Below are 18,172 nucleotides of genomic sequence, written 5' to 3' on the forward strand. Positions count from 1 at the left end.
TGGCCGCATCCCTATGCCGACTTCCGCTGCCGACCCGTTGCTGGCTTCTTCGCCACCCCATCCTTCGTCTGCTTCTTGCCGACTATCGGCATCAGCATCTCTTTCTGACCGGCTGAGGCCTTGCGCGGCTTCTTGGCAGGCTTTACGGCCTTCGCCGGCGCAGCCTCCCGACCGACGCTCTGCCGCAGCGCCTCCATCAGATCGACCACGTTTTCGCCTCTGGGCCGCTCCTTCGGGTGTGAATCGGCGCCGGGGTCACGTCGCTTGAGGTACCGGCGGTATCGATTTGAAGGAAAATTAGAAAGCCTCGTTGGGGTGGGGTCACGATCGGCGCCGATCGTGACCCTACCCCAACGCAGATTCCACCAGTTGCGACAAGGAATTGCAGCCGTTAGTTCAACTGGCCGAGTTCGGCGCCGATTAACAGGCTGACAACGGTTCGCGCCGGTGTGCCGCGCGAAGATCACGCAGAGGGCCAGCCGGAACGATACCCGTGGGATTTATGCTGCGGTGGCTCTGATAGTAGTGACGCTTGATATGCTCGAAATTCACAGTCGGTACGATGCTCTGGCGAGTAAGCGATCGGAAAGGAAATTCATCAGTTCCGCTGAGCGGTCCAGTACCCCGAGCAACGCGCACCTCCCGAATAGCCACTCCACGTTCCGCGGCCGGAATTGCTCGAGAGCCGGCCCGAGCCAGATGCATATTTGTCGGGAACGGACACCGAGGCGTGGACGGCGCCCGAGCGTGCCACATGACCCCTGAATTTCACGAGATTGGGATGGGTGACGACGCCGTCAGTGATGTTGACGGCGAAATTGTAGGTCGGATCGCACGCGCCTCTTTGCGTCACGAAGAGCAGGTCCCAGGACCCGTCATACGCCGAGCGGGCTTGTGCGGCCGATGCAAAGGCAACCAGGCAACTCGCGGCTATCGCAGATGTGAGAAGTTTCTTCATTGTGTGCTCCCTGTGTTTCGGTCATTCACGCCTTCGCAAACGTTGTCTCAATCCGGTTTTGCCCCTCACTCTGCCGCGGCCGCTTGGCGGCGCAGCGGCAATTCGATCCGGCGCCACACATCGACCAACGCATCAGCGAGCGCGTCAATAAGATTGTCGTCGTGATAGGGCGTAGGCGTGATGCGCAGCCGCTCGGTGCCGCGCGGGACGGTCGGATAGTTGATCGGCTGGACATAGATGCCGTACTCGGAGAGCAGGAGATCACTCGCTTCCTTGCACTTCTCCGGATCACATACCATCAGCGGCACAATGTGCGTCTCACTGGGCATGACCGGTAGGCCTGCTGCGTTGAGCACGGACTTGACTCGCGCCGCGCGCTCCTGGTGGCGGTCGCGCTCCCACTGCGAGGACTTGAGATGGCGGATTGCCGCAGTAGCGGCGGCGCAGATCGCCGGTGGCAGCGCGGTGGTGAAGATAAATCCCGGCGCGTAAGAGCGCACCGCATCGATGATATCGGCAGTCGCCGCGATGTAGCCGCCGAGGCAGCCGAACGCTTTCGCCAGCGTGCCCTCGACAACGTCGATGCGGTGCAGCGCACCCTCCCGCGCGGCGATGCCGGCGCCGCCCCGACCGTACATGCCGGCCGAATGGACCTCGTCAATGTAGGTCATGGCGCCGTAGCGTTCCGCGAGGTCGCAGATACGGTTCACGGGCGCGACGTCGCCGTCCATCGAATAGAGTGCCTCGAACACGATCAGCTTCGGCCGCCCGAATGGCTCCGCCGCCAGCAATTCTTCGAGGTGACCGACATCATTGTGGCGCCAGATCTTCTTTTCCACGCCGGCGCGCCGCACGCCTTCGATCATTGAATTGTGGTTCCAGGCGTCGGAGAGGATCACGCTGTTCGGCAGCAGCTTGGCGATGGCCGCAATCCCGGCCTCGTTGGACACGTAGCCCGAGGTGAAGACCAGCGCGGCTTGCTTCCCGTGCAGGTCGGCGAGTTCGCGCTCCAGTTCGACTAGCGGGCGGTTGGTGCCGGAAATGTTGCGGGTGCCGCCTGCACCAGCACCCATGCGCTTGGCGGTTTCGACCATGGCTCCGATTACTTTCGGATGCTGGCCCATGCCAAGGTAATCGTTCGAGCACCAAATCACGACCGGGCGCGGGCCATCCGGGGAATGCCATATTGCGTGCGGGAAACGCCCGGCGATGCGCTCGAGATCGGCAAACACGCGGTAGCGCCGTTCTTCGTGTAGGCGGGCAAGAGCAGCGGAAACGAAATGGTCATAGATCATGGAGTAACTCTCCGGCCGACGGAATACCCTGAGCTGCGTTGTCGTCGAAGCCGTGCATGCGCAGCGACCATTGCAGCCCCACGACCGCGCCCTTCACTGGTTGCAGGAGGGCCAGCGACATTAGCGCCGTCAACGGCAAATAAATCGCTAGTTGCAGCCACACTGGCGGCGAGTAGTCGGTTTCGATCAAAAGCGCGGCGGGGACCACGATATGCCCGACGATGGCGATCACGAGGTAGGCCGGCAGATCGTCAGCGCGATGCGGCGTAAAATCGAGCCCGCACACGGAGCAACGATCGTCAACCTTCAAAAAGGCGCGGAACAACTTGCCCTCGCCGCAGCGCGGGCAGCAGCCGCGAAACCCACGCTTCAAGGAAGACCATAAATTACGTCTTTCTGCCGCGTCGGCTTCCCGGCTCGAGATTTTATTGGTGAGGCTCATCGTCTCCATGACCTGGCTCCGAGTGGCAAGATGATCATAGGCCATCGCGTCTTGTGCTCGCTCTCGCCCAACAGCCCTGAGGAGGGGGCGGCCGGTCCTCGGGAGGGGAAAGGACCGGCCGCAGGGGAGCCACGGCGAAGGGACCGAGCGCCGGGCGCCGAGCACTTGCAAAGCTGTCTGCCTCCGTGAGGCACACTGGTATCCGACAAGGAACGCCGGGGCGAGTGAAGTAGTCCAAATCCCGGCAAATCGTGGCTAATGCATATCCCAGCACATCGAGCATATTCGCGAAGCGAGATTGCCTGCGAGCAACCCAGCAGCAGGCGAAGTAGCTGATGTCGACCGACACCCTCATTAATGCGACTTTCCGAGCACGAACGTGAAGGGTACGACGAAGAGCTCATCACCCTGGTCGTCATTGACATGCATGACCCAGTCACGCCAATCCTCGAGGGTGCGCTCGTTGGTGAGAGATTGCACCAGACGAGTCGCATGATCGCGCGCCTCAGCGATATCGTTCACCACGGCGCCGTGATGATCGAGGAAAACCTTCCTCGGGGTAGAGCAGTGAAAAAATACCTGCGTCATTTTCGGCCTCCTTTAAAGCTCAACCACCGCACTTCGACGCAAACAGGTCATTGAGGGCGTTGATATCGGAATCGAGCGCAATGAGCTTCGCTCCGTCGCCGATGCATTTTGCGGCAGCCTGCCGCAGCGTCACCGATTCGTAAAAGGAAGCGGCATAGGCGCGGCAGATATTCCCCTTGTCGGCGGCCCTATCAGGTTGAGTGCGTAGCAGCTCCCAGCGCGTGCGAAAGGCGTCGATGTCTTTGATCGACGTACAATCCGCCGCTACCGCAGGAATCGTGGACGCGTTGATCGCGGCAGACGCGATGAGAACGAGTATTCTCCTCATGACCGAACTCCAAAAGAGCGAGTTGTTACTAGGAGAGTTACAGTTCTGCGGGTCTACCTTCCATTACACGCGAGTCGTTACGAGTACGGCTGTGGTTGAGGTGCATAAACCTTGGCTTAGAAAAGACGAGTTACGGGTTCGTATATCGCGGAAAGACGCGCCTCTCTTGGCGAGGGGCTGCAATACACTCAGTCGACGGCGGACACGTCATCGACTGCACTTCCGGCGACTAGCCACCTTTCAACGTGATGGAGTCGAGGGGCTGGGAATGCAGCCCGGCCGCGCCGAGGCTCTGCCGATCAGGCCGAAGAAGCTCGTCTCGAGTTCGGCGCGGACCCCTTGCGAAAGCGTCTTGTCCTTGCCATCCCCTATCGTGATCGTTGCTGTCAAGCCGGATACCAAGGGGACCCCAGGCGGCACGTTGTCGATCGCAATCCGGACCGGAACGCGCTGCGCGAGGCGCACCCAAGTGTAGACGGGATCGACGTTGGGCAAGCCTTGCGTGGAAGCCGCGGCGTTGGATACGCTGATGCCCCGCGTGACGGTTGCGATATGGCCGATGATCGGCGCTGCGTAGCCCATCAGTTTCGCTTCGGCGCGATCGCCCACGCACAGTCGTTCGAGCTTCGTTTCCTCGAAATAGCCATCTATCCAATAGCTATCCGCGTCGATGATCGAGACGTTGGTTGCACCTTGATGGGCGTAGTCTCCCTCACGCAGCAGGACATTGGTCACGAATCCATTCACCGGACTACGGACCTCGGTGCGCTGCAGATTGATTTCCGCCTGCGCGACCTGCTCGTTGGCCGCGTCGACGGCAGCTTTCGCTTGCAGCGCATTTCCCTCGTAGACCTGCTTCTGCTCGACGGAAGCAGATAGATCTGACAAGCGGCTCCGTCGCTCGGACTGCGATTCCTTGACGTTCATGTCCGCTATCTTTTGCTGCAAGGCCGCCCTATGCGCACGCAGCGCGACCTCGAAATCGAAGGGCTCGATCACATACAAAATGTCGCCCTTATGGACGAACTGATTGTCGGCGATCCGCAGTTCCTTGATCTGACCGGAAATCTGCGGCGCCACGCTGGCGACCTGGACTCGCACTCGTCCATTGCGTGTCCAGGGCCCGGCGTTGTACTGGTCCCAGGTCACGAGTGCGACGGCGACCGCAACGATTGCGATTCCGGCCGTCGCCAGCTTGCGCAGCAGAAGCCCTGCCGTTCGCAAGGCGCCGCTCGCCCCCCGCGCCATGGACTTTCCGGGGAACGAGACGACCGGTTCGTTGCCTGGATCGACTTCCGATACTTTTCGCGCGATATTGTCAAGCTCGCCCGCCTGGCGCGCCGACGTATCGCCAGCGCCCAGCGGCACACGCATCTCCGTGGCTCGCATGCTATCTTGCGGAAGAGTCTTATCCTGAACGGCCGCATCCATGGTGATCTCCTCTAGAACAGCAACATCAATAGGCCCAGAACAGTCACGTACAGACTGAGCTCGGCAATTCGGGCGTGACTGAACATGCTCGCAAAGCCGACGACATGAAGAAGCGGCCGCAGGACAATGATGACGACGAGGGTCATCGCCAGATAGGTGACAAACGGCGCCAACAGGACGCCTTCGATGACCAGCTCTGAAAAGGTGTGTGCCATCAGGTTGCCTTCCGGAGGGATTTGCTGCGTCGGTCAACGACGTTGTTTTCGCAACGCTGGACTATTGCCGATCGGTCGAAGCAAGAGAGCATCTCGGAGAGAGCACGACTGTCCTGCGCACCGCCAGCAGCAAGAAATTGCTCTATTCGCGAAGCGTCCCGGAAAATCGCCTCTTCGGGAGCTTCTCTGTTGGCGTGGCCACAGTCCCGCAGGTCGCTACGAGCCTCTGCGACCAGCCGTATCCTGCGCTTGTCGTCGGAGACGGGCGGAATCAGCGTCTGCGCCACAAAGAGGAGCCCCGCCCCAGCGATGATGAAGAGAGAACTGAAGAGGAAGGCCTGCGGATTGTAAGTCTGCGGATTGCTCGGCGTTAGCATAAGCATGGAGAAGCTTAGACTGGCGCGGCCAAGCCCTGACCAGAGAAGATCCTTGGAGGTTATGAGGAGTGCGGAGCCGACCACGAGAGGACCAAGACCGATGGCCAACATGGGAAAAGCGTCCGCACCGTCGAGAATCACGAATTCAAGTATGCCGGTCAGGACGGCTGTGATCGGCGCGGCAACGACGGCAAGAACGGTGAAAGCTCGCGGATTCGGAGTTGTCGCCCCCAATGCGGCAATTAGCGCCACGAAAGACAACGAAGTACTCGCCGCCGGCCACCCTGCCCAGATGTAGAATGTTGAGGCGATTGCAAACCAAGCAACGGCACGGACACCGCTCTCCGCGGCCGCTTTGTACGATCGATACAAGGGCGCTCGCCGGACCCGCAGCGGCCATCTCGCCGACCTCAGGGCCGATAGACTTTGGCGAACTTCGTTATCCCGGCGCAGCAGCTCGCCGGCAGCCCAAGCGGAAGCTTCGTTCGCAGGATCACCTACGATCCGCGCTGCCTGCAACTCGGCGACCAGCGCGACAGCCGCGCTACGGGCGGCAGCGCTCCTGACCGAGCCGCTACTCGTCTCCAGGGTCACGCTTGCAATCTCTGGCCGCAGCGCCACAGTTTCCCGCAACAGCGTCAGGAATGTAGTGAGATTGCCCGTTTCGCCGCGGCGGGCTGTGTTTGCGTATTCGCGAACGCGGCGATGAAGCGCCGTCAGCTGCGCGAGCAGGCGCGGTTGACGGTCGGGAGCAAACATCAAGCTATTGACCACTGCCATCGACAGAACGCCGACCGCGATCGCGGCGCCGCGCGCCATGCCGAGCTCAAACACGCGCTGTGGGTGGTCTATCTGCTGTGTTGCAACCAGTGCGACAGTATAGCCAGACAGAACCGCTGCGTAGGCCCGGTAGCCGTCCAGAAGTCTTGCCGCAAAGACGCAAATGCCGAGCCACACAGCGAATGCCGCCAACACGAGATCTCTCGTCTGGGAGAAGAAACCGGTGATCGCGATTGATGCTGCCACGCCCACAACTGTGGCAAGCAATCGAAATGCCGCCTTGTCCAGCGCCTGACCGCGAGTGGGTTCGGCAAGTACTCCAACGGTAAGCGCCGCCGTCGTCGGAGATTCAAGCTGCAACCAGAAGCTAATGAATAGCGCCAGCACCGTAGCCAGCCAGATGCGAATGGCGAAGCTCCAAGAATCGACGGGAATCTTCGCTATAATGATCGGCTGCCTTGCCGTTGTTGCGAGCACGATGAGTTCCTCACCAAATTACTGATGCTTTGCCGCTCGTGCTCAGTTCTCGTGTCCCGACACATCGACCGAGGCGACGAAACAGTAGCCCCGTCCGGGGATGTTGACGATGAACCGGTTCCCGTCCCGTCCGTCACGCAGCGCGCGACGCAGCGCAGACATATGGACCGTGAGGTTGGCAGGCTCGACAAAGACATTGGGCCAAACCCGAGCCATCAAGTCCTGCTTGCTGACCAGCTCACCGCGGCGTTCGAGCAACGCAATTAGGAGCTCCAGAGCGCGACTCCCGATGGACACGGGCTTATCGCCCTCCAGCAGAAGAAACTGCGTCGGAATCAGGTGAAACGGTCCGAACGAAAGGTCGGCTGGGGCGGTGCCGGCCGATCCCGTTCGCTTCTCGAAGAATGGTTTGGCCGCATCCGGACTCCGAACGACGTGTCCGACGTCAAGCCCCGGTTTGGGGTGAAATTGCTCCAAGCGTCCGAAAGCTAAAGTCGATCGCATCGTGACCTCGCGTGCTTTGGCAGGGTTATTCCCGGCAAGGAAGCTCGTGACACGCAGTTTGAGGATTTGGAGTGCCGCGAGCTATTCCACGCTGGTGGTGCGCAATGACAGATTTGGTTGCGATGCCTAAACCTAGATTTACGGGCGCCATGCCGGCGTACGATGGAGACAGCGGTCGCTCTGCGGTAATGGTTCAATCGAAGCGGACCGCCAAGTGCACAGCAGCCCGCTCTTCTCTCCTCCGGCACGCGGTGCCGAGAATCGCAGCGGAACCGGACCTGCGAGCCGGCAGTTGCAAGAAAGGCCGGTGGCGTAACGCCCGCCGGCCTTTTCTCTTGGCTTGCCTGGAAATTGCGCGAAGGTGCAAGGATGCCTGTCCGATCTGACAGGGCGAAGAGCACGTCACGCAAGTGGGCGAGTCAGGAGCGTTGCGGCGCGTCAGACACCAGCCTGAGCTTGTCGGCCATTCGGCCGAGCTCTGGAAGCGAACCGGCCTGCATCTTCTGCATCGCCCTGCTGCGATGCACCTTCACCGTAGCCTCCGCGATCCCGATATCGTGGGCAATTTGTTTGCTCAGGCGGCCGCGAGCGACCTGAATCATGATCTCGCGCTCCCTGGGGCTCAGTGACCCGAAGCGCTTCCTGAGAGCGGTCAGATCCTTGTCATTTTCCCGCCGTGCGCGATCGCGAGAGAGGCCGAGTTGGATGGCGTCGAGGAGGTCCTGATCGCGGAACGGCTTGGTCAGGAACTCGATCGCGCCCCTTTTCATAGCCTGCACGGACATCGGTATGTCGCCGTGTCCCGTGACGAAGATGATCGGGATTTCCCTGTTAGTCGCAGCGAGCTCGTGCTGAAGATCGAGGCCGCTTTGGCCGGGCATTCTGATGTCGAGCACCAGGCAGGTTGGGCAATCCGGTGGATCGGACTTAAGAAACTCGGAAATGGACGCAAATAGCTGAACATTGATGCCGAGCGATCGCAGCAGGCGTCCGACCGACGCCCGGAGGTCCGGATCATCGTCGATGACCAGCACGATGGGGGCTGCATCAGACATCGCTGCTACTCGGAAGCGGTCGCGAAATCAGCCTGTGTCCTAGTTTGCAGGCCTAGTAAGACCGTGCATTTCTAGTCCTAATCCCGGAACCTGAACAGAGCCATTTTTCCCAGCAGTTGCGCGCGGGGTAAACCAAAGTTTACGCATACTGACGCAGTTCGCCCTGCCTGACACGCTGTTCGACTTCCGGCTGAAGCTCCATCCACGGCTGGCCCAATAGCAGCGAGTGACGCTGTCCCTCAGCTCATGCACTCAACTCGCGTTCAGCGTCACCAACCGATCGAGCCAATGCTTTGGCTGCATCATCGAGCGAAGCCTTCTCGGCTCGCCGCTCGTAGTCATCGGCAAGGGCCTTGAGCTGATTCGCGATCGCTCGGTCGGTCACCGTTTTGGCAGCAGAGAACAAAGTCTGCGCCGTCTTCAAATATTGCTTGCCTCGTTGCGAGATCTGGAACGTCATGACACCCTCGCGCGGTTGGTTTGCTGTTTGTCGACGGGGATTTGGAGCCAATTCAACCAATTGCTGTCACTTTGGTGGCGAGCCCTGAGGCGATTAACGCACTCCCTGGAACAAAGCGCGGTCCGCCATGAATAGTGCCGGACCAGGCCAAACTTGCCATCACAGACGGCGCATCGCGCCGTCTTGCTAAGACCTTCGGAGCTGTGGGGCATTGTTGCCTCCTCTTGCTACGCGTTGGCTCACGTCATGAACGTGAGGATTTCCGATGCATGCAGCTAAGGCGATCGCGATCGCCGGCTCAACTGAGCGCACGTCGACGTCTGGTGTCGAAAGGGCGCATGGAGATGATACGAGGGCTTATGGTGCCCGCCACGTGGTGCCAGGGATCTATCGGCGATAACCCATCGCCTGCGTTTTTGTCGTGGTCAAAGCCGAGACTTGCGGCCGCGGCTAGGGAAGCGGCGATTCGCCATAAGCCAAAGTTTATGGGGTACTGGCATCGTAGCGGTGGCATTCTCGCTCATAGCGAGCATTTCCCGCCGGAGCGTCGGCACTGGCTGCCCGCACGACGGGGCAAGCGAATGGCGATAGGCGGCATGATGGAAAAGTTACTGGTTTCGATCGTCGATGACGACCAGTTCTTTCGTGAATCCATGTGCAGGCTGATGAGATCGCTGGGCTATACCGCCGACATTTTCGCGTCCGCAGCCGATTTTCTCGCTTCACCGCGGCTCGCCGAAACGGCTTGCCTGATCACCGACGTCCATATGCCTGCCATGTCCGGATACGAACTTCACCGGCGGCTCATCGATACTGGTCACGCAATTCCGACAATCCTCGTGACCGGCTTTCCCAATGAGATCGATCGGACCCGCGCCGTGAACGATGGGGTCGTGTGCTACCTGCGCAAGCCGGTGGATGAGGAGCATCTCACACAATGTGTCCGCGACGCTCTCAAATCGGCGGGCTCGCGCGAAGAGGATTCGTGAACTCCGCTTCTGCGCCGGGCAAGGTGAACTGAAAGACAGCGCCGCGGGGCTCATTGGCTTCCGCCCACAGCTTGCCGCCATGGGCATCGATGATGGAACGGCATATCGACAGCCCCATGCCGGTTCCGCTGGACTTCGTGGTGTAAAAGGCGTCGAAGACCCGGTCGAGATGCGCCGGATCAATGCCGGGACCGGAGTCGCGCACGGCCACGCGCACGCCTGTCTGCTCTTGTTCGGTGCTGATCAACAGGTCCCTGGCGCCCTCCTCGACCGAACCCATTGCCTCGGCGGCGTTCAGTATCAGGTTCAGCAAGACTTGCTGCAACTGAACGCGATCTCCCAGAACCGGGTCCGATCCACTCGATAGCCGGGTATGGACCGACACGCCATTCCGGTTGGTCAAGCTTCGCGCCAGCACGATCACCTCGTCAACCGCCGCATTAAGATCGAAACGCTCCTTTCGCGGCGGCGCTTTTTTGATGTGATCGCGGATGCGGTCGATGATATCGCGGGCCCGGTCAGTATCGCCTACGACACAGGCGAGCGCCTCCTTGACCTCGTCCAAATCCGGCGGCTGCATCTTCATGAAATTCTGGGCCGCCCGGGCGTTGTTGCGCGCGCTGGCGATCGGCTGCGTGATTTCGTGCGACAGCGAGGCGGTCAATTCTCCCATGACGCTCACGCGGTTCATGCGGGCGAAGTCCGCCTGCATCTGCTGCAACCGCGACAGCGCATGGGTGCGATCCTCCACGTCGGTCAGCAGGACGTACCAGCGGACTATCCGTCCGCGGTCGTCGCGAACGGGGATGCCGCGGTTGTCGAACCAGCGGTATTCGCCATCGAAGCGGCGCAGGCGCTGTTCTATCTGGTACGGAATCCCGGCAGCGATCGACTTCCCAAAAATGTCGGCGACGTGAGGAAGATCTTCGGGATGCACCGTTCCGTTTGTCCCCCAGTTCCTCAACTCTTCCAGAGTCTGACCGCAATACTCGAGGATTTGGCGATTGACGGCCTCGACGTCACCGTTCGGGGCCAAAACTCCAACCAGACCAGGTATGCCGTCGATGGCCGAGCGCAAACGTTGCTCACTCACACGCAACGCTTCTTCCGCGCGCTTGCGCTCGGTCAAATCGACCACAAACGCGATGCCTTTGTCCCTTTGTTCGTCAAACGCCGTATAGCCGATCAACACGGGCACACGGCTGCCGTCTTTTCGAAAATACTCCTTCTCAAAGGGTTGCGCCACCCCGGTCATCAGCAATTCTTCCAGCGCGCGCGCGGTGCGGTCGCGCCATTCCGGCGGAGTCAGTTCGGTCCAGCGCGCGTCGCCCGAAACAAAGTCATCACGGCCAAATCCGACTATATTGAGAAAAGCGTCGTTGGCTTCAAAAATCCGACCCTCGACATCGGCCACGATAATCCCGATGATGTTGGCGTCGACCAGACGCCGGATCTTTCCTTCGCGATCTGCGAGGTCGTGATAGAGCCGCGAATTTTCAAGCGATATTGCCGCTTGCGACGCAAGCACCTCCAGTAGTGTGACGCGATCGGGTGTGAAAACGTTCGGCGCAAGATTATTCTCAAGGTAAAGAATACCGATGAGCTTGTCCTGGCTAATCAACGGCAAACAGAGAATGGAACGAGCCCGGCTCCGAACGACATAAGGATCGGAAGAAAACGCATTCTGGGAAGACGCATCATCGAGAATCAGGTGCTCATGGGTACGCGTTCCGTGTCGAACGAGTGACTCCGGAAAGCTGGATGCAGCGTCGGAATTATCCCCCAGATGCACCGTTACATGCTCTCCATCAGCGAACGCTTCCGCTTGTATCTGCAGTACGCCTCTTTGGGGAACGATCAAGAGACCCCGCTCGGCGCCGGCGTGTTCGATGGCCGCTCGCAACAGCCTATCGATGAGCCGTTCAAGAATCATCTCCCCAGAGAGTGCTTGCGAGACTTCGATCATGGTTTTGAGATCGAGATATTCGACCGGTGCTTCGATCGTGCCCGTCGGACTTGGTGCGCGCTGGTCCGCCTTCAGCCAAGGATGGAGCTGATCAAGTTGCCGAACCTTGCCGTCAGCGCCCCAACGGACATAGCCATCACGTGCGTTCTTCAGGTAGAGGAGTTCGATCTCCCGGAAACCGCGCGCCGCGTAGAAGCGCGCAGCCAGCTCGTGGGCAAGCGCCTCGTTGTGGACAAAGCCGCTTGCGCGTGCCGATGCGATGGCGCGCTCGTAGAGGTCCATGGCTTCGAGCGGGCGTCCCTCGATACGGGCAATTTCGGCGCCGACCAGCGCTGCGCGGTCCTCGAAGTTTTGAGGACACCTCGCCGCCCAGCTCCGGAGCTCTCGCTCGTGCCGCCCAAGTGTTTCGCGATGCTTGGCGTAAGGGTCAGCGCCGATCGGCTCGCACAATGCGGCGCGAGCCAGCGCGGCATAGAACTGATACTCCTCTTCCTCCAGCATGAAGAGCGACAGCGACGGGGAAGTCGCATACCATGTCGCCACCTTGTCGGCGGCGTCAATCGCAGACGTGTAATCGCCAGCGAAGAAGCGCGCCTGAAGCTTTCGGAGCCAGTAATAACATTCAAGGAAGGCCCGGACGGGCTGACTTGTCGCGCGCTCCTCGAAATCGCGCTCGGCGAACCGGCCATCGTCGAGGGAGCCGAACTTCTCGGTCTTTCCGCGCAACATCCGAACGAGCGCAAGCGGCGCAGAGATCCTGTCCAGAAAGAAGCCGAAGGGACGCAAGAACTCCAATGCGTCGTCGGCCTCAATTTCGATCTGATCAAGAGGGCGACCCGAGGCAAGAAGAATAGAAGTCAGGGTTCTGGAAGCGAGCGCGGAAACTGTCGGGTCGGCATGCTCTTTCGCCACCTGGATGGCGCGACGGGCCGGATCGATCCCTTCGATGACCGGTCGTGTCCACGGGACGATAGACGCGAAGCCGAAATACGTGCCGGCCCCGAGGTGAATCCATCCGCGGCGTTCGAGGAGATCGCACGCCATCTTTCCGAATCGATAACCCTTCTCATGGTGACCGTAGCGAGCGCTGGCTATCAGGGCCAGTGATTGATAATTCCCCGGAGCCGTATCGCTGTTGCCAAGCTGTATACTGAGACTGGCAGCCCTGCAGACGCTGAGTGCGGCCAGATTATCGTCAGTATACAAGGCTGGTATCATCAGGTCGGCCAGCAGGTCCATGGTCGCCCGCGCCCCTGGATCGCGCATCAGCGGCATGTCAACGAGACTCTCGATCGCGCGATCACCGAGCAGCGACCAGATGCGCTCGTACTCACCGCGCGCCACCGCCTCGCTGGGATGCGCTGGCCAATCGATGCCCACGTGTCGCAAGCATTCCAGCGCCACCGTTATAGCGCGCTCACCCTGCCCAAGCATCGTGTACAGGCCCAAGCGCCGACGCGCCACAAAGCATTGCTGGATCGTGCCGACGGCGCGCGCTGCGAGCGCTGCCAGCCGCTCCTCGGCGGCCCGCAACGCACCCGTACCCGCTTCACAGCCAGCCGTGTGGAGTTCCAGCTCGAAGGCCAGTTCCTGCCGGCGTTCCCACGCATCTGCCGGCAACAGTGCGGCGCCGGTAGCGAAATAGGTGAGAGCGGAGACATGGGCCGACGACGCTTCGGCGCGCATACCAGCCGCCAGGTTCAGCTCTGCAAGCTGCTCGCGTTCCTCCTGTGACGTGATCAACGGCACGGCGCGGTTGAGCTGGTTGACGATCTCGAAAATCGCTTCGTCGCGCTTTTCCAGAGACGCTTCTGTCACGAGCCGACGGCCGATCCTTAAATGCGCCTCCGCGCGCGATGTTTCCGTATTTAGTGCGTAAGCCGCCTCCTGCACCCGGTCGTGAACGAACTTGTAGGAGCGCCCGACACGGTCGATCATTTGCTGATGCAGGGCGTCCACCAAGGCGGTGTGCACCTGATCCTCGGGCAAATCAAGAACGAGCGAGAGCATCGCGACGTCGGCGACATTGCCGAGGCAGGCGAACTGTCGCAACGCGGCTTGTGTCTCGACGGGTAACCGCGTCAACTTGCCAGTCAGAAGCTCCACGACGTTGTCTGTGTATCTTTTGGCCTGGATGCCTGCCATATCCCAGGACCACCGCCCCCGCTCGTGATCGAAGCCCAGCAGGCCTTCATCGCCGAGCACGTGCAGAAACTGAATCACGAAGAACGGATTGCCGTCGGTCTTTGCGTGCACTAACGCTGCGAGCGGGTCGACCTGCCCCACTTCGCAGCGCAACGTGTCTTGGACAAGGTTTTGCAGGTCAGTGGTGGTCAAGGGCGGGAGCTTGATATCCTGCACTCTTCCGGTTGTGCGCATTGCCTCCAGCCTGCGCATGAGCGGATGAGCTGCTGTGACCTCGTTGTCGCGGAAGGCGCCAATGAGCAGAAGATTGCGAATATCGGACCTGCTGAACATATCTTCCAAGAAGTCCAGCGTCGCCGCATCGAGCCATTGCAGGTCATCAAGAAACAATGCCAGGGGATGTTCAGCGCGAGCAAAGACGCCGATCAGCTGCCGGAGCACCATATGAAAGCGTCGTTGCGCATCCTGCGGCGGAAGCTCAACAACGGGCGGCGGCTCCCCAATAAGAAGCTTCAGTTCAGGGACGAGATCGATCATTAGCCCAGCGTTAGATCCGAGCGTCTGCTGCAAGGCGTTGCGCCATGGCGCAAGGTCCGCATCGCTCTTTCCGAGCAACGACCGCACCAGGCTCCGAAGCGCCTGTGCGAGCGTCGCGTAGGGAATATCGCGTTTGAGTTGATCGAACTTTCCGGCAGCGAACAGGCCCCGCGGCGGTACCAGCACTGGTTGCAGCTCGTTGACAACCGACGATTTTCCAATACCGGAATAGCCGCAAATGAGTACCAGCTCCGGGGCGCCCCCATCCACGACGCGATTGAACGCGGCGAGCAACGTCTCGATCTCGCGTTGCCGTCCGTAAAGTTTCTCCGGAATCACGAGCCGGTCGGGCGTGTCGTGTTCGCCGAGTTGAAGATCGTCAACCCAACCTTGCGCTAACCATTCGCGTTGACAGCTGCGAAGATCGCCTTCGAGCCCGGCCGCCGTTTGATAGCGGTCTTCGGCCCTCTTCGCGAGCAGCTTCATGACAATTGCCGAGACCGCGCGGGGAATATCCTTGAGACGCTCTTTCGGCGGCACCGGGCGCATGGCGAGATGGCAGTGCACCCATTCCATCGGCTCCGTGGCGGTAAACGGCAATATCCCGGTGAGCAGTTGGTAGAACGTGACGCCAAGCGCGTAGAGATCGCTACGGGAATCGATGGACCGATTCATTCGTCCGGTTTGCTCAGGGGCCATGTAGGCCAGCGTGCCGGCGATCGACTCGGGAGGGTGTGCCGACTGACGCTCGCGCGCGAAGCGCGAGGCGATGCCGAATCCGGTCAACCGCACCTCGCCAGTTGCGTCGTTGAGCAGGATGTTGCCCGGCTTGATGTCTTTATGGACGAGCCCACGCTGGTGAAGTCTGCCAAGCGCGAAAGCAACAGCGATGGCGAGGCGCAAGAAGCGTCCCATCTCCATCGGCACGCCGAGCAGCCGATCGATCGGCTCACCGCCCTCATCCTCAAGCACCAATATGTTTCGGCCGGCGTCGCGCACGAGTTCCAGCGGGCGCACCGCCCACGTCCTGTCGAGTTCGTCCTTCAGTTCGTATTCGTGCGTGAGGCGATCGAGGCTTGCGCGGGACGGGTGGTCGGCGGTAGGAGCAACGAGCAGCACGGCGCGCCGCTTGCCTTCATCGTCCGTTCGCCAACCACGGCGAAAGGTGCGTTCGCCGTCCTCCCACAAGGCCAGAGACTCGCCATCCGAGTACGCAACGTTCGGCGAATGCAGCACCATTTGTGAGCCTCCGGCATTCGAACTCGAACTCGAGTTCGACTAGCCAAGCTTTACGGGCGCCATGGGCGCGGCCTCCTTCTGGACCGGCAGAAACCGTACCTGATCGGCCAGGAAATGTCAGCCGGCTCGCCTTCCCGTTAGCAGCAATTTGGCGCGATTTGGCAGGCTTCACTGGCGTCAAGAACGCATGCGGGCCAATTAGAAACCCATCGCGGAAGCAATCCCACGATAGCAACCTCAAACCGTAGCCGTGCGCAAATCTGCCGGACAGGCCGACCGCATTTCCGGAGCGCACCAGTCGAAGATCATCCAAAGGAGAATACAGCCGTGGCAACTCAGACACTGACAACGCCGAAACAGAGCCAGACCGTCGAAGACAAGATCCAGCATCTGCGGCAGCTTTACGCCGACGCACCGAAGTTCGCGCAGACGGCGCTCGAGAATACGCTCAAGGACTTAGCGGCGACGGCGTCGCAGCCGCGATCCCGGATGGAAAGCGCAGGCCGGACCGGCGTGCGTCAGGGCACGGTCTCGGAGTTGACCGTGATCGCCCCGTTAGCACCAGGCGGCGCCGCGCGACTGCGTGCCTTGCTGCAGTTGCGTAACGGCAACTTCGACGACACGGACCGGGTTGGTACCGTCCACGACATGCGTTTCGTGTTTCTGGACAACGATACCAAGCTGCTCTTCGCCACCGCGTACGACGGTGACTGGGACGTCTATATCGAGGACTTCGTAGCGAAGATTCCCAACGAAATGGATGTCCTCTTTTCGTGCTGGGAGGGCTGGCCTGGCATTCACAACCCGAAGGTCAAGGACTTCATCGCCAACCATCAGATCACGGCAGAAGGCTGGTACGTCGCCCATCCCGATCTGACGGTACGGGACGTCCACCGCGTGAAGCGCGTCGGCAAGGCCGCCGAGGAATTCCTCGACAAGATCGCATAGCCGACGCTCGGCGTTTGTTCGGGGTCCGGTTCGAAATGAATCCGGACCCCCGGAAAGGATGATCGCATGTTGTCCATCGAGGAACCTGCAGGCGAGACGCTTGCGACGCGCTCGCCGGCACTCGAAACGAGCGACATACAAGCAACCGTCCTGCGCCCGCGTCCCAAGCCGTATTGCGGAGAATACGTCATACTCCGCATCGGCAACGCCGAGCAAGGACGGGAGATGCTGCGTCGGATCCTGCCTCACGTCGCACCGGCCGACGAATGGTGGGTGCCATCCCTGCCCGGCTGGTTGGGAATTGCGTTCACCTTCGAAGGGTTAAAGGCGTTGGGCCTGCCGAAGGCTTCCCTGGACAGTTTTCCGATCGAATTCCGACAGGGCATGGCGGCACGCGCCGAGACCCTGAATGATTTTGGTGCCAATGCACCGGCCAACTGGGAGCATCCGTTCGGCACACCGGAAGCGCACGTAGCCTTGGCGGTATACGCCAAAAGCGATCAAGATCTGCAGAAGGTCCTGGACCTCGCGCGCAAGAGTCATGCCGACCTCCCGGATATCTCGGTCGTATACCGCATGCAGTTCGGCGAACTGCCGGATGGACGCAATCCGTTCGGTTTCAGGGATGGGCTGCACAATCCTCACGTCGAAGGAAGCGGTCCAGCGGGAGACGGCACAGCTGCATCGATCAAGCCCGGCGAGTTCGTCATGGGTTATCCCGACGAGCGCAGTGAATCTGCCGTTGTGCCGATTCCCGAGGAGCTGCGCCGCAACGGCACTTTCGTCGCGATCCGCAAATTCCACATGGATGTGGCCGCGTTTCGCCGATACCTGCGGGCGCAAGCGTCGTCGCCGGAGGAAGAGGAACTGATTGCCGCGAAAATGGTAGGCCGATGGCGCAGCGGCGCGCCCCTGGTGCTGGCGCCGGACCGCGACGATCCAGTCTTGGGCGCGGACGGGAAGCGCAACAACGATTTCGGCTACGGGGAGGATAAGAAAGGGTTGAAGTGCCCGTTCAGCGCGCATATTCGTCGCGTCAACCCGCGCGACGCCCTGAACAACGATGTTGTCGCGGTCAATCTCCACCATTTCCTGCGCCGCGGCACCAACTACGGGCCCCCCTTGCCGGAGGGCGTGCTCGAGGATGACGGCGCCGAGCGCGGTGGCGTCTTCCTGCTGATCGGCGCGCACCTGCATCGGCAGTTCGAGTTTATCCAGTCGCAATGGGTGACCGACGGCAATTTTATCAGCCACGGAACCGAGCAGGATCCGCTCATCGGCAACAACGACGGCGACGGCGTCTTCACCATCCCCCGAACTCCGGTTCGGCGGCGCCTTCACGGGCTGCCGCGCTTCGTCACCGTCCGCGGCGGCGAATATTGCTTCATGCCGGGACTTCGCGCGCTGCGATGGATCGCAAATCTAAGTTGATGACGGA

15 protein-coding genes and 2 pseudogenes are annotated in these 18,172 nt (G+C 60.7%); 3 read left to right on the plus strand and 14 right to left on the minus strand.

Annotation, left to right across the window (positions count from 1 at the left end; all coding sequences use genetic code 11):
* Window positions 1–11: 11 nt before the first annotated feature.
* The 13 genes and pseudogenes from XI08_RS26910 to XI08_RS26970 form a co-directional block, all read right to left on the minus strand.
* Window positions 12–233 (minus strand): annotated as a pseudogene (locus XI08_RS26910) (Ku protein); the annotation flags it as partial.
* Between the two features lie 187 nt (window positions 234–420).
* Window positions 421–564, minus strand: a pseudogene (locus XI08_RS26915) (glutathione S-transferase family protein); the annotation flags it as partial.
* Between the two features lie 34 nt (window positions 565–598).
* Window positions 599–958 (minus strand): hypothetical protein, encoded by a 360-nt coding sequence (locus XI08_RS26920; protein WP_271576672.1) that lies wholly within the window; start codon window positions 956–958, stop codon window positions 599–601.
* 65 nt (window positions 959–1,023) lie between these two features.
* A complete protein-coding gene (gene hemA, locus XI08_RS26925; RefSeq protein WP_271576673.1) occupies window positions 1,024–2,253 on the minus strand; it encodes a 5-aminolevulinate synthase in 1,230 nt (409 codons plus the stop codon).
* Window positions 2,243–2,704 carry a DUF983 domain-containing protein gene (locus XI08_RS26930; RefSeq protein WP_271576674.1) on the minus strand — a complete coding sequence of 154 codons (462 nt, stop codon included), beginning with the start codon at window positions 2,702–2,704 and terminating at the stop codon, window positions 2,243–2,245. Before XI08_RS26930 ends, hemA begins: the two co-directional genes overlap by 11 nt.
* Window positions 2,705–3,049: 345 nt before the next feature.
* Window positions 3,050–3,283, minus strand: coding sequence for a DUF6894 family protein (locus XI08_RS26935; RefSeq protein ID WP_271576675.1), 234 nt, complete (start codon window positions 3,281–3,283; stop codon window positions 3,050–3,052).
* 19 nt (window positions 3,284–3,302) lie between these two features.
* Complete coding sequence (locus tag XI08_RS26940) at window positions 3,303–3,611, minus strand: hypothetical protein (RefSeq protein WP_271576676.1); 309 nt, start codon at window positions 3,609–3,611, stop codon at window positions 3,303–3,305.
* Window positions 3,612–3,851: 240 nt separating this feature from the next.
* Window positions 3,852–5,042: a biotin/lipoyl-binding protein gene (locus XI08_RS26945; RefSeq protein WP_442869861.1), complete on the minus strand. Its 1,191-nt coding sequence runs from the start codon at window positions 5,040–5,042 to the stop codon at window positions 3,852–3,854.
* 11 nt (window positions 5,043–5,053) lie between these two features.
* On the minus strand, window positions 5,054–5,257 hold the full coding sequence (locus tag XI08_RS26950) for a DUF1656 domain-containing protein (protein WP_271576677.1): 204 nt from the start codon (window positions 5,255–5,257) through the stop codon (window positions 5,054–5,056).
* Entirely contained in the window at window positions 5,257–6,891 is a 1,635-nt protein-coding gene (locus XI08_RS26955) for an FUSC family protein (RefSeq protein ID WP_271576678.1), read from the minus strand. Before XI08_RS26955 ends, XI08_RS26950 begins: the two co-directional genes overlap by 1 nt.
* A 42-nt stretch (window positions 6,892–6,933) precedes the next feature.
* A complete protein-coding gene (locus XI08_RS26960) occupies window positions 6,934–7,395 on the minus strand; it encodes a winged helix-turn-helix domain-containing protein (protein WP_271576679.1) in 462 nt (153 codons plus the stop codon).
* 419 nt (window positions 7,396–7,814) lie between these two features.
* Complete coding sequence (locus XI08_RS26965; RefSeq protein WP_271576680.1) at window positions 7,815–8,450, minus strand: response regulator transcription factor; 636 nt, start codon at window positions 8,448–8,450, stop codon at window positions 7,815–7,817.
* Between the two features lie 244 nt (window positions 8,451–8,694).
* Window positions 8,695–8,910, minus strand: coding sequence for a hypothetical protein (locus tag XI08_RS26970; protein WP_271576681.1), 216 nt, complete (start codon window positions 8,908–8,910; stop codon window positions 8,695–8,697).
* A 581-nt stretch (window positions 8,911–9,491) separates the two neighbouring features.
* On the opposite strand from XI08_RS26970, the gene XI08_RS26975 reads away from it, so the two are divergent.
* Entirely contained in the window at window positions 9,492–9,899 is a 408-nt protein-coding gene (locus XI08_RS26975; RefSeq protein WP_271576682.1) for a response regulator transcription factor, read from the plus strand.
* Here XI08_RS26975 and XI08_RS26980 read toward each other — a convergent pair.
* Complete coding sequence (locus XI08_RS26980; RefSeq protein WP_271576683.1) at window positions 9,865–15,786, minus strand: AAA family ATPase; 5,922 nt, start codon at window positions 15,784–15,786, stop codon at window positions 9,865–9,867. The genes XI08_RS26975 and XI08_RS26980 overlap by 35 nt on opposite strands.
* A 327-nt stretch (window positions 15,787–16,113) precedes the next feature.
* Here XI08_RS26980 and XI08_RS26985 point away from each other — a divergent pair, with 327 nt between their 5' ends.
* Window positions 16,114–16,734, plus strand: a complete 621-nt coding sequence (locus XI08_RS26985) for a hypothetical protein (protein WP_271576684.1) — start codon at window positions 16,114–16,116, stop codon at window positions 16,732–16,734.
* A gap of 66 nt (window positions 16,735–16,800) precedes the next feature.
* Window positions 16,801–18,165: a Dyp-type peroxidase gene (locus tag XI08_RS26990; RefSeq protein WP_271576685.1), complete on the plus strand. Its 1,365-nt coding sequence runs from the start codon at window positions 16,801–16,803 to the stop codon at window positions 18,163–18,165.
* Window positions 18,166–18,172: the final 7 nt, after the last annotated feature.

Source organism: Bradyrhizobium sp. CCBAU 11361 (genome assembly GCF_028128935.1).
In the GTDB taxonomy this organism is placed as follows: Bacteria; Pseudomonadota; Alphaproteobacteria; order Rhizobiales; family Xanthobacteraceae; genus Bradyrhizobium; species Bradyrhizobium niftali.

Bases quoted from the DNA above. Each gene is read 5' to 3' on its own strand.
- XI08_RS26930 (WP_271576674.1), bottom strand. From the start codon at position 2,704: ATGGAGACGATGAGCCTCACCAATAAAATCTCGAGCCGGGAAGCCGAC.
- XI08_RS26970 (WP_271576681.1), bottom strand. From the start codon at position 8,910: ATGACGTTCCAGATCTCGCAACGAGGCAAGCAATATTTGAAGACGGCG.
- XI08_RS26940 (WP_271576676.1), bottom strand. From the start codon at position 3,611: ATGAGGAGAATACTCGTTCTCATCGCGTCTGCCGCGATCAACGCGTCC.
- XI08_RS26945 (WP_442869861.1), bottom strand. From the start codon at position 5,042: ATGGATGCGGCCGTTCAGGATAAGACTCTTCCGCAAGATAGCATGCGA.
- XI08_RS26950 (WP_271576677.1), bottom strand. From the start codon at position 5,257: ATGGCACACACCTTTTCAGAGCTGGTCATCGAAGGCGTCCTGTTGGCG.
- XI08_RS26960 (WP_271576679.1), bottom strand. From the start codon at position 7,395: ATGCGATCGACTTTAGCTTTCGGACGCTTGGAGCAATTTCACCCCAAA.
- XI08_RS26975 (WP_271576682.1), top strand. From the start codon at position 9,492: ATGGCGATAGGCGGCATGATGGAAAAGTTACTGGTTTCGATCGTCGAT.
- XI08_RS26980 (WP_271576683.1), bottom strand. From the start codon at position 15,786: ATGGTGCTGCATTCGCCGAACGTTGCGTACTCGGATGGCGAGTCTCTG.
- XI08_RS26965 (WP_271576680.1), bottom strand. From the start codon at position 8,450: ATGTCTGATGCAGCCCCCATCGTGCTGGTCATCGACGATGATCCGGAC.
- XI08_RS26920 (WP_271576672.1), bottom strand. From the start codon at position 958: ATGAAGAAACTTCTCACATCTGCGATAGCCGCGAGTTGCCTGGTTGCC.
- hemA (WP_271576673.1), bottom strand. From the start codon at position 2,253: ATGATCTATGACCATTTCGTTTCCGCTGCTCTTGCCCGCCTACACGAA.
- XI08_RS26990 (WP_271576685.1), top strand. From the start codon at position 16,801: ATGTTGTCCATCGAGGAACCTGCAGGCGAGACGCTTGCGACGCGCTCG.
- XI08_RS26935 (WP_271576675.1), bottom strand. From the start codon at position 3,283: ATGACGCAGGTATTTTTTCACTGCTCTACCCCGAGGAAGGTTTTCCTC.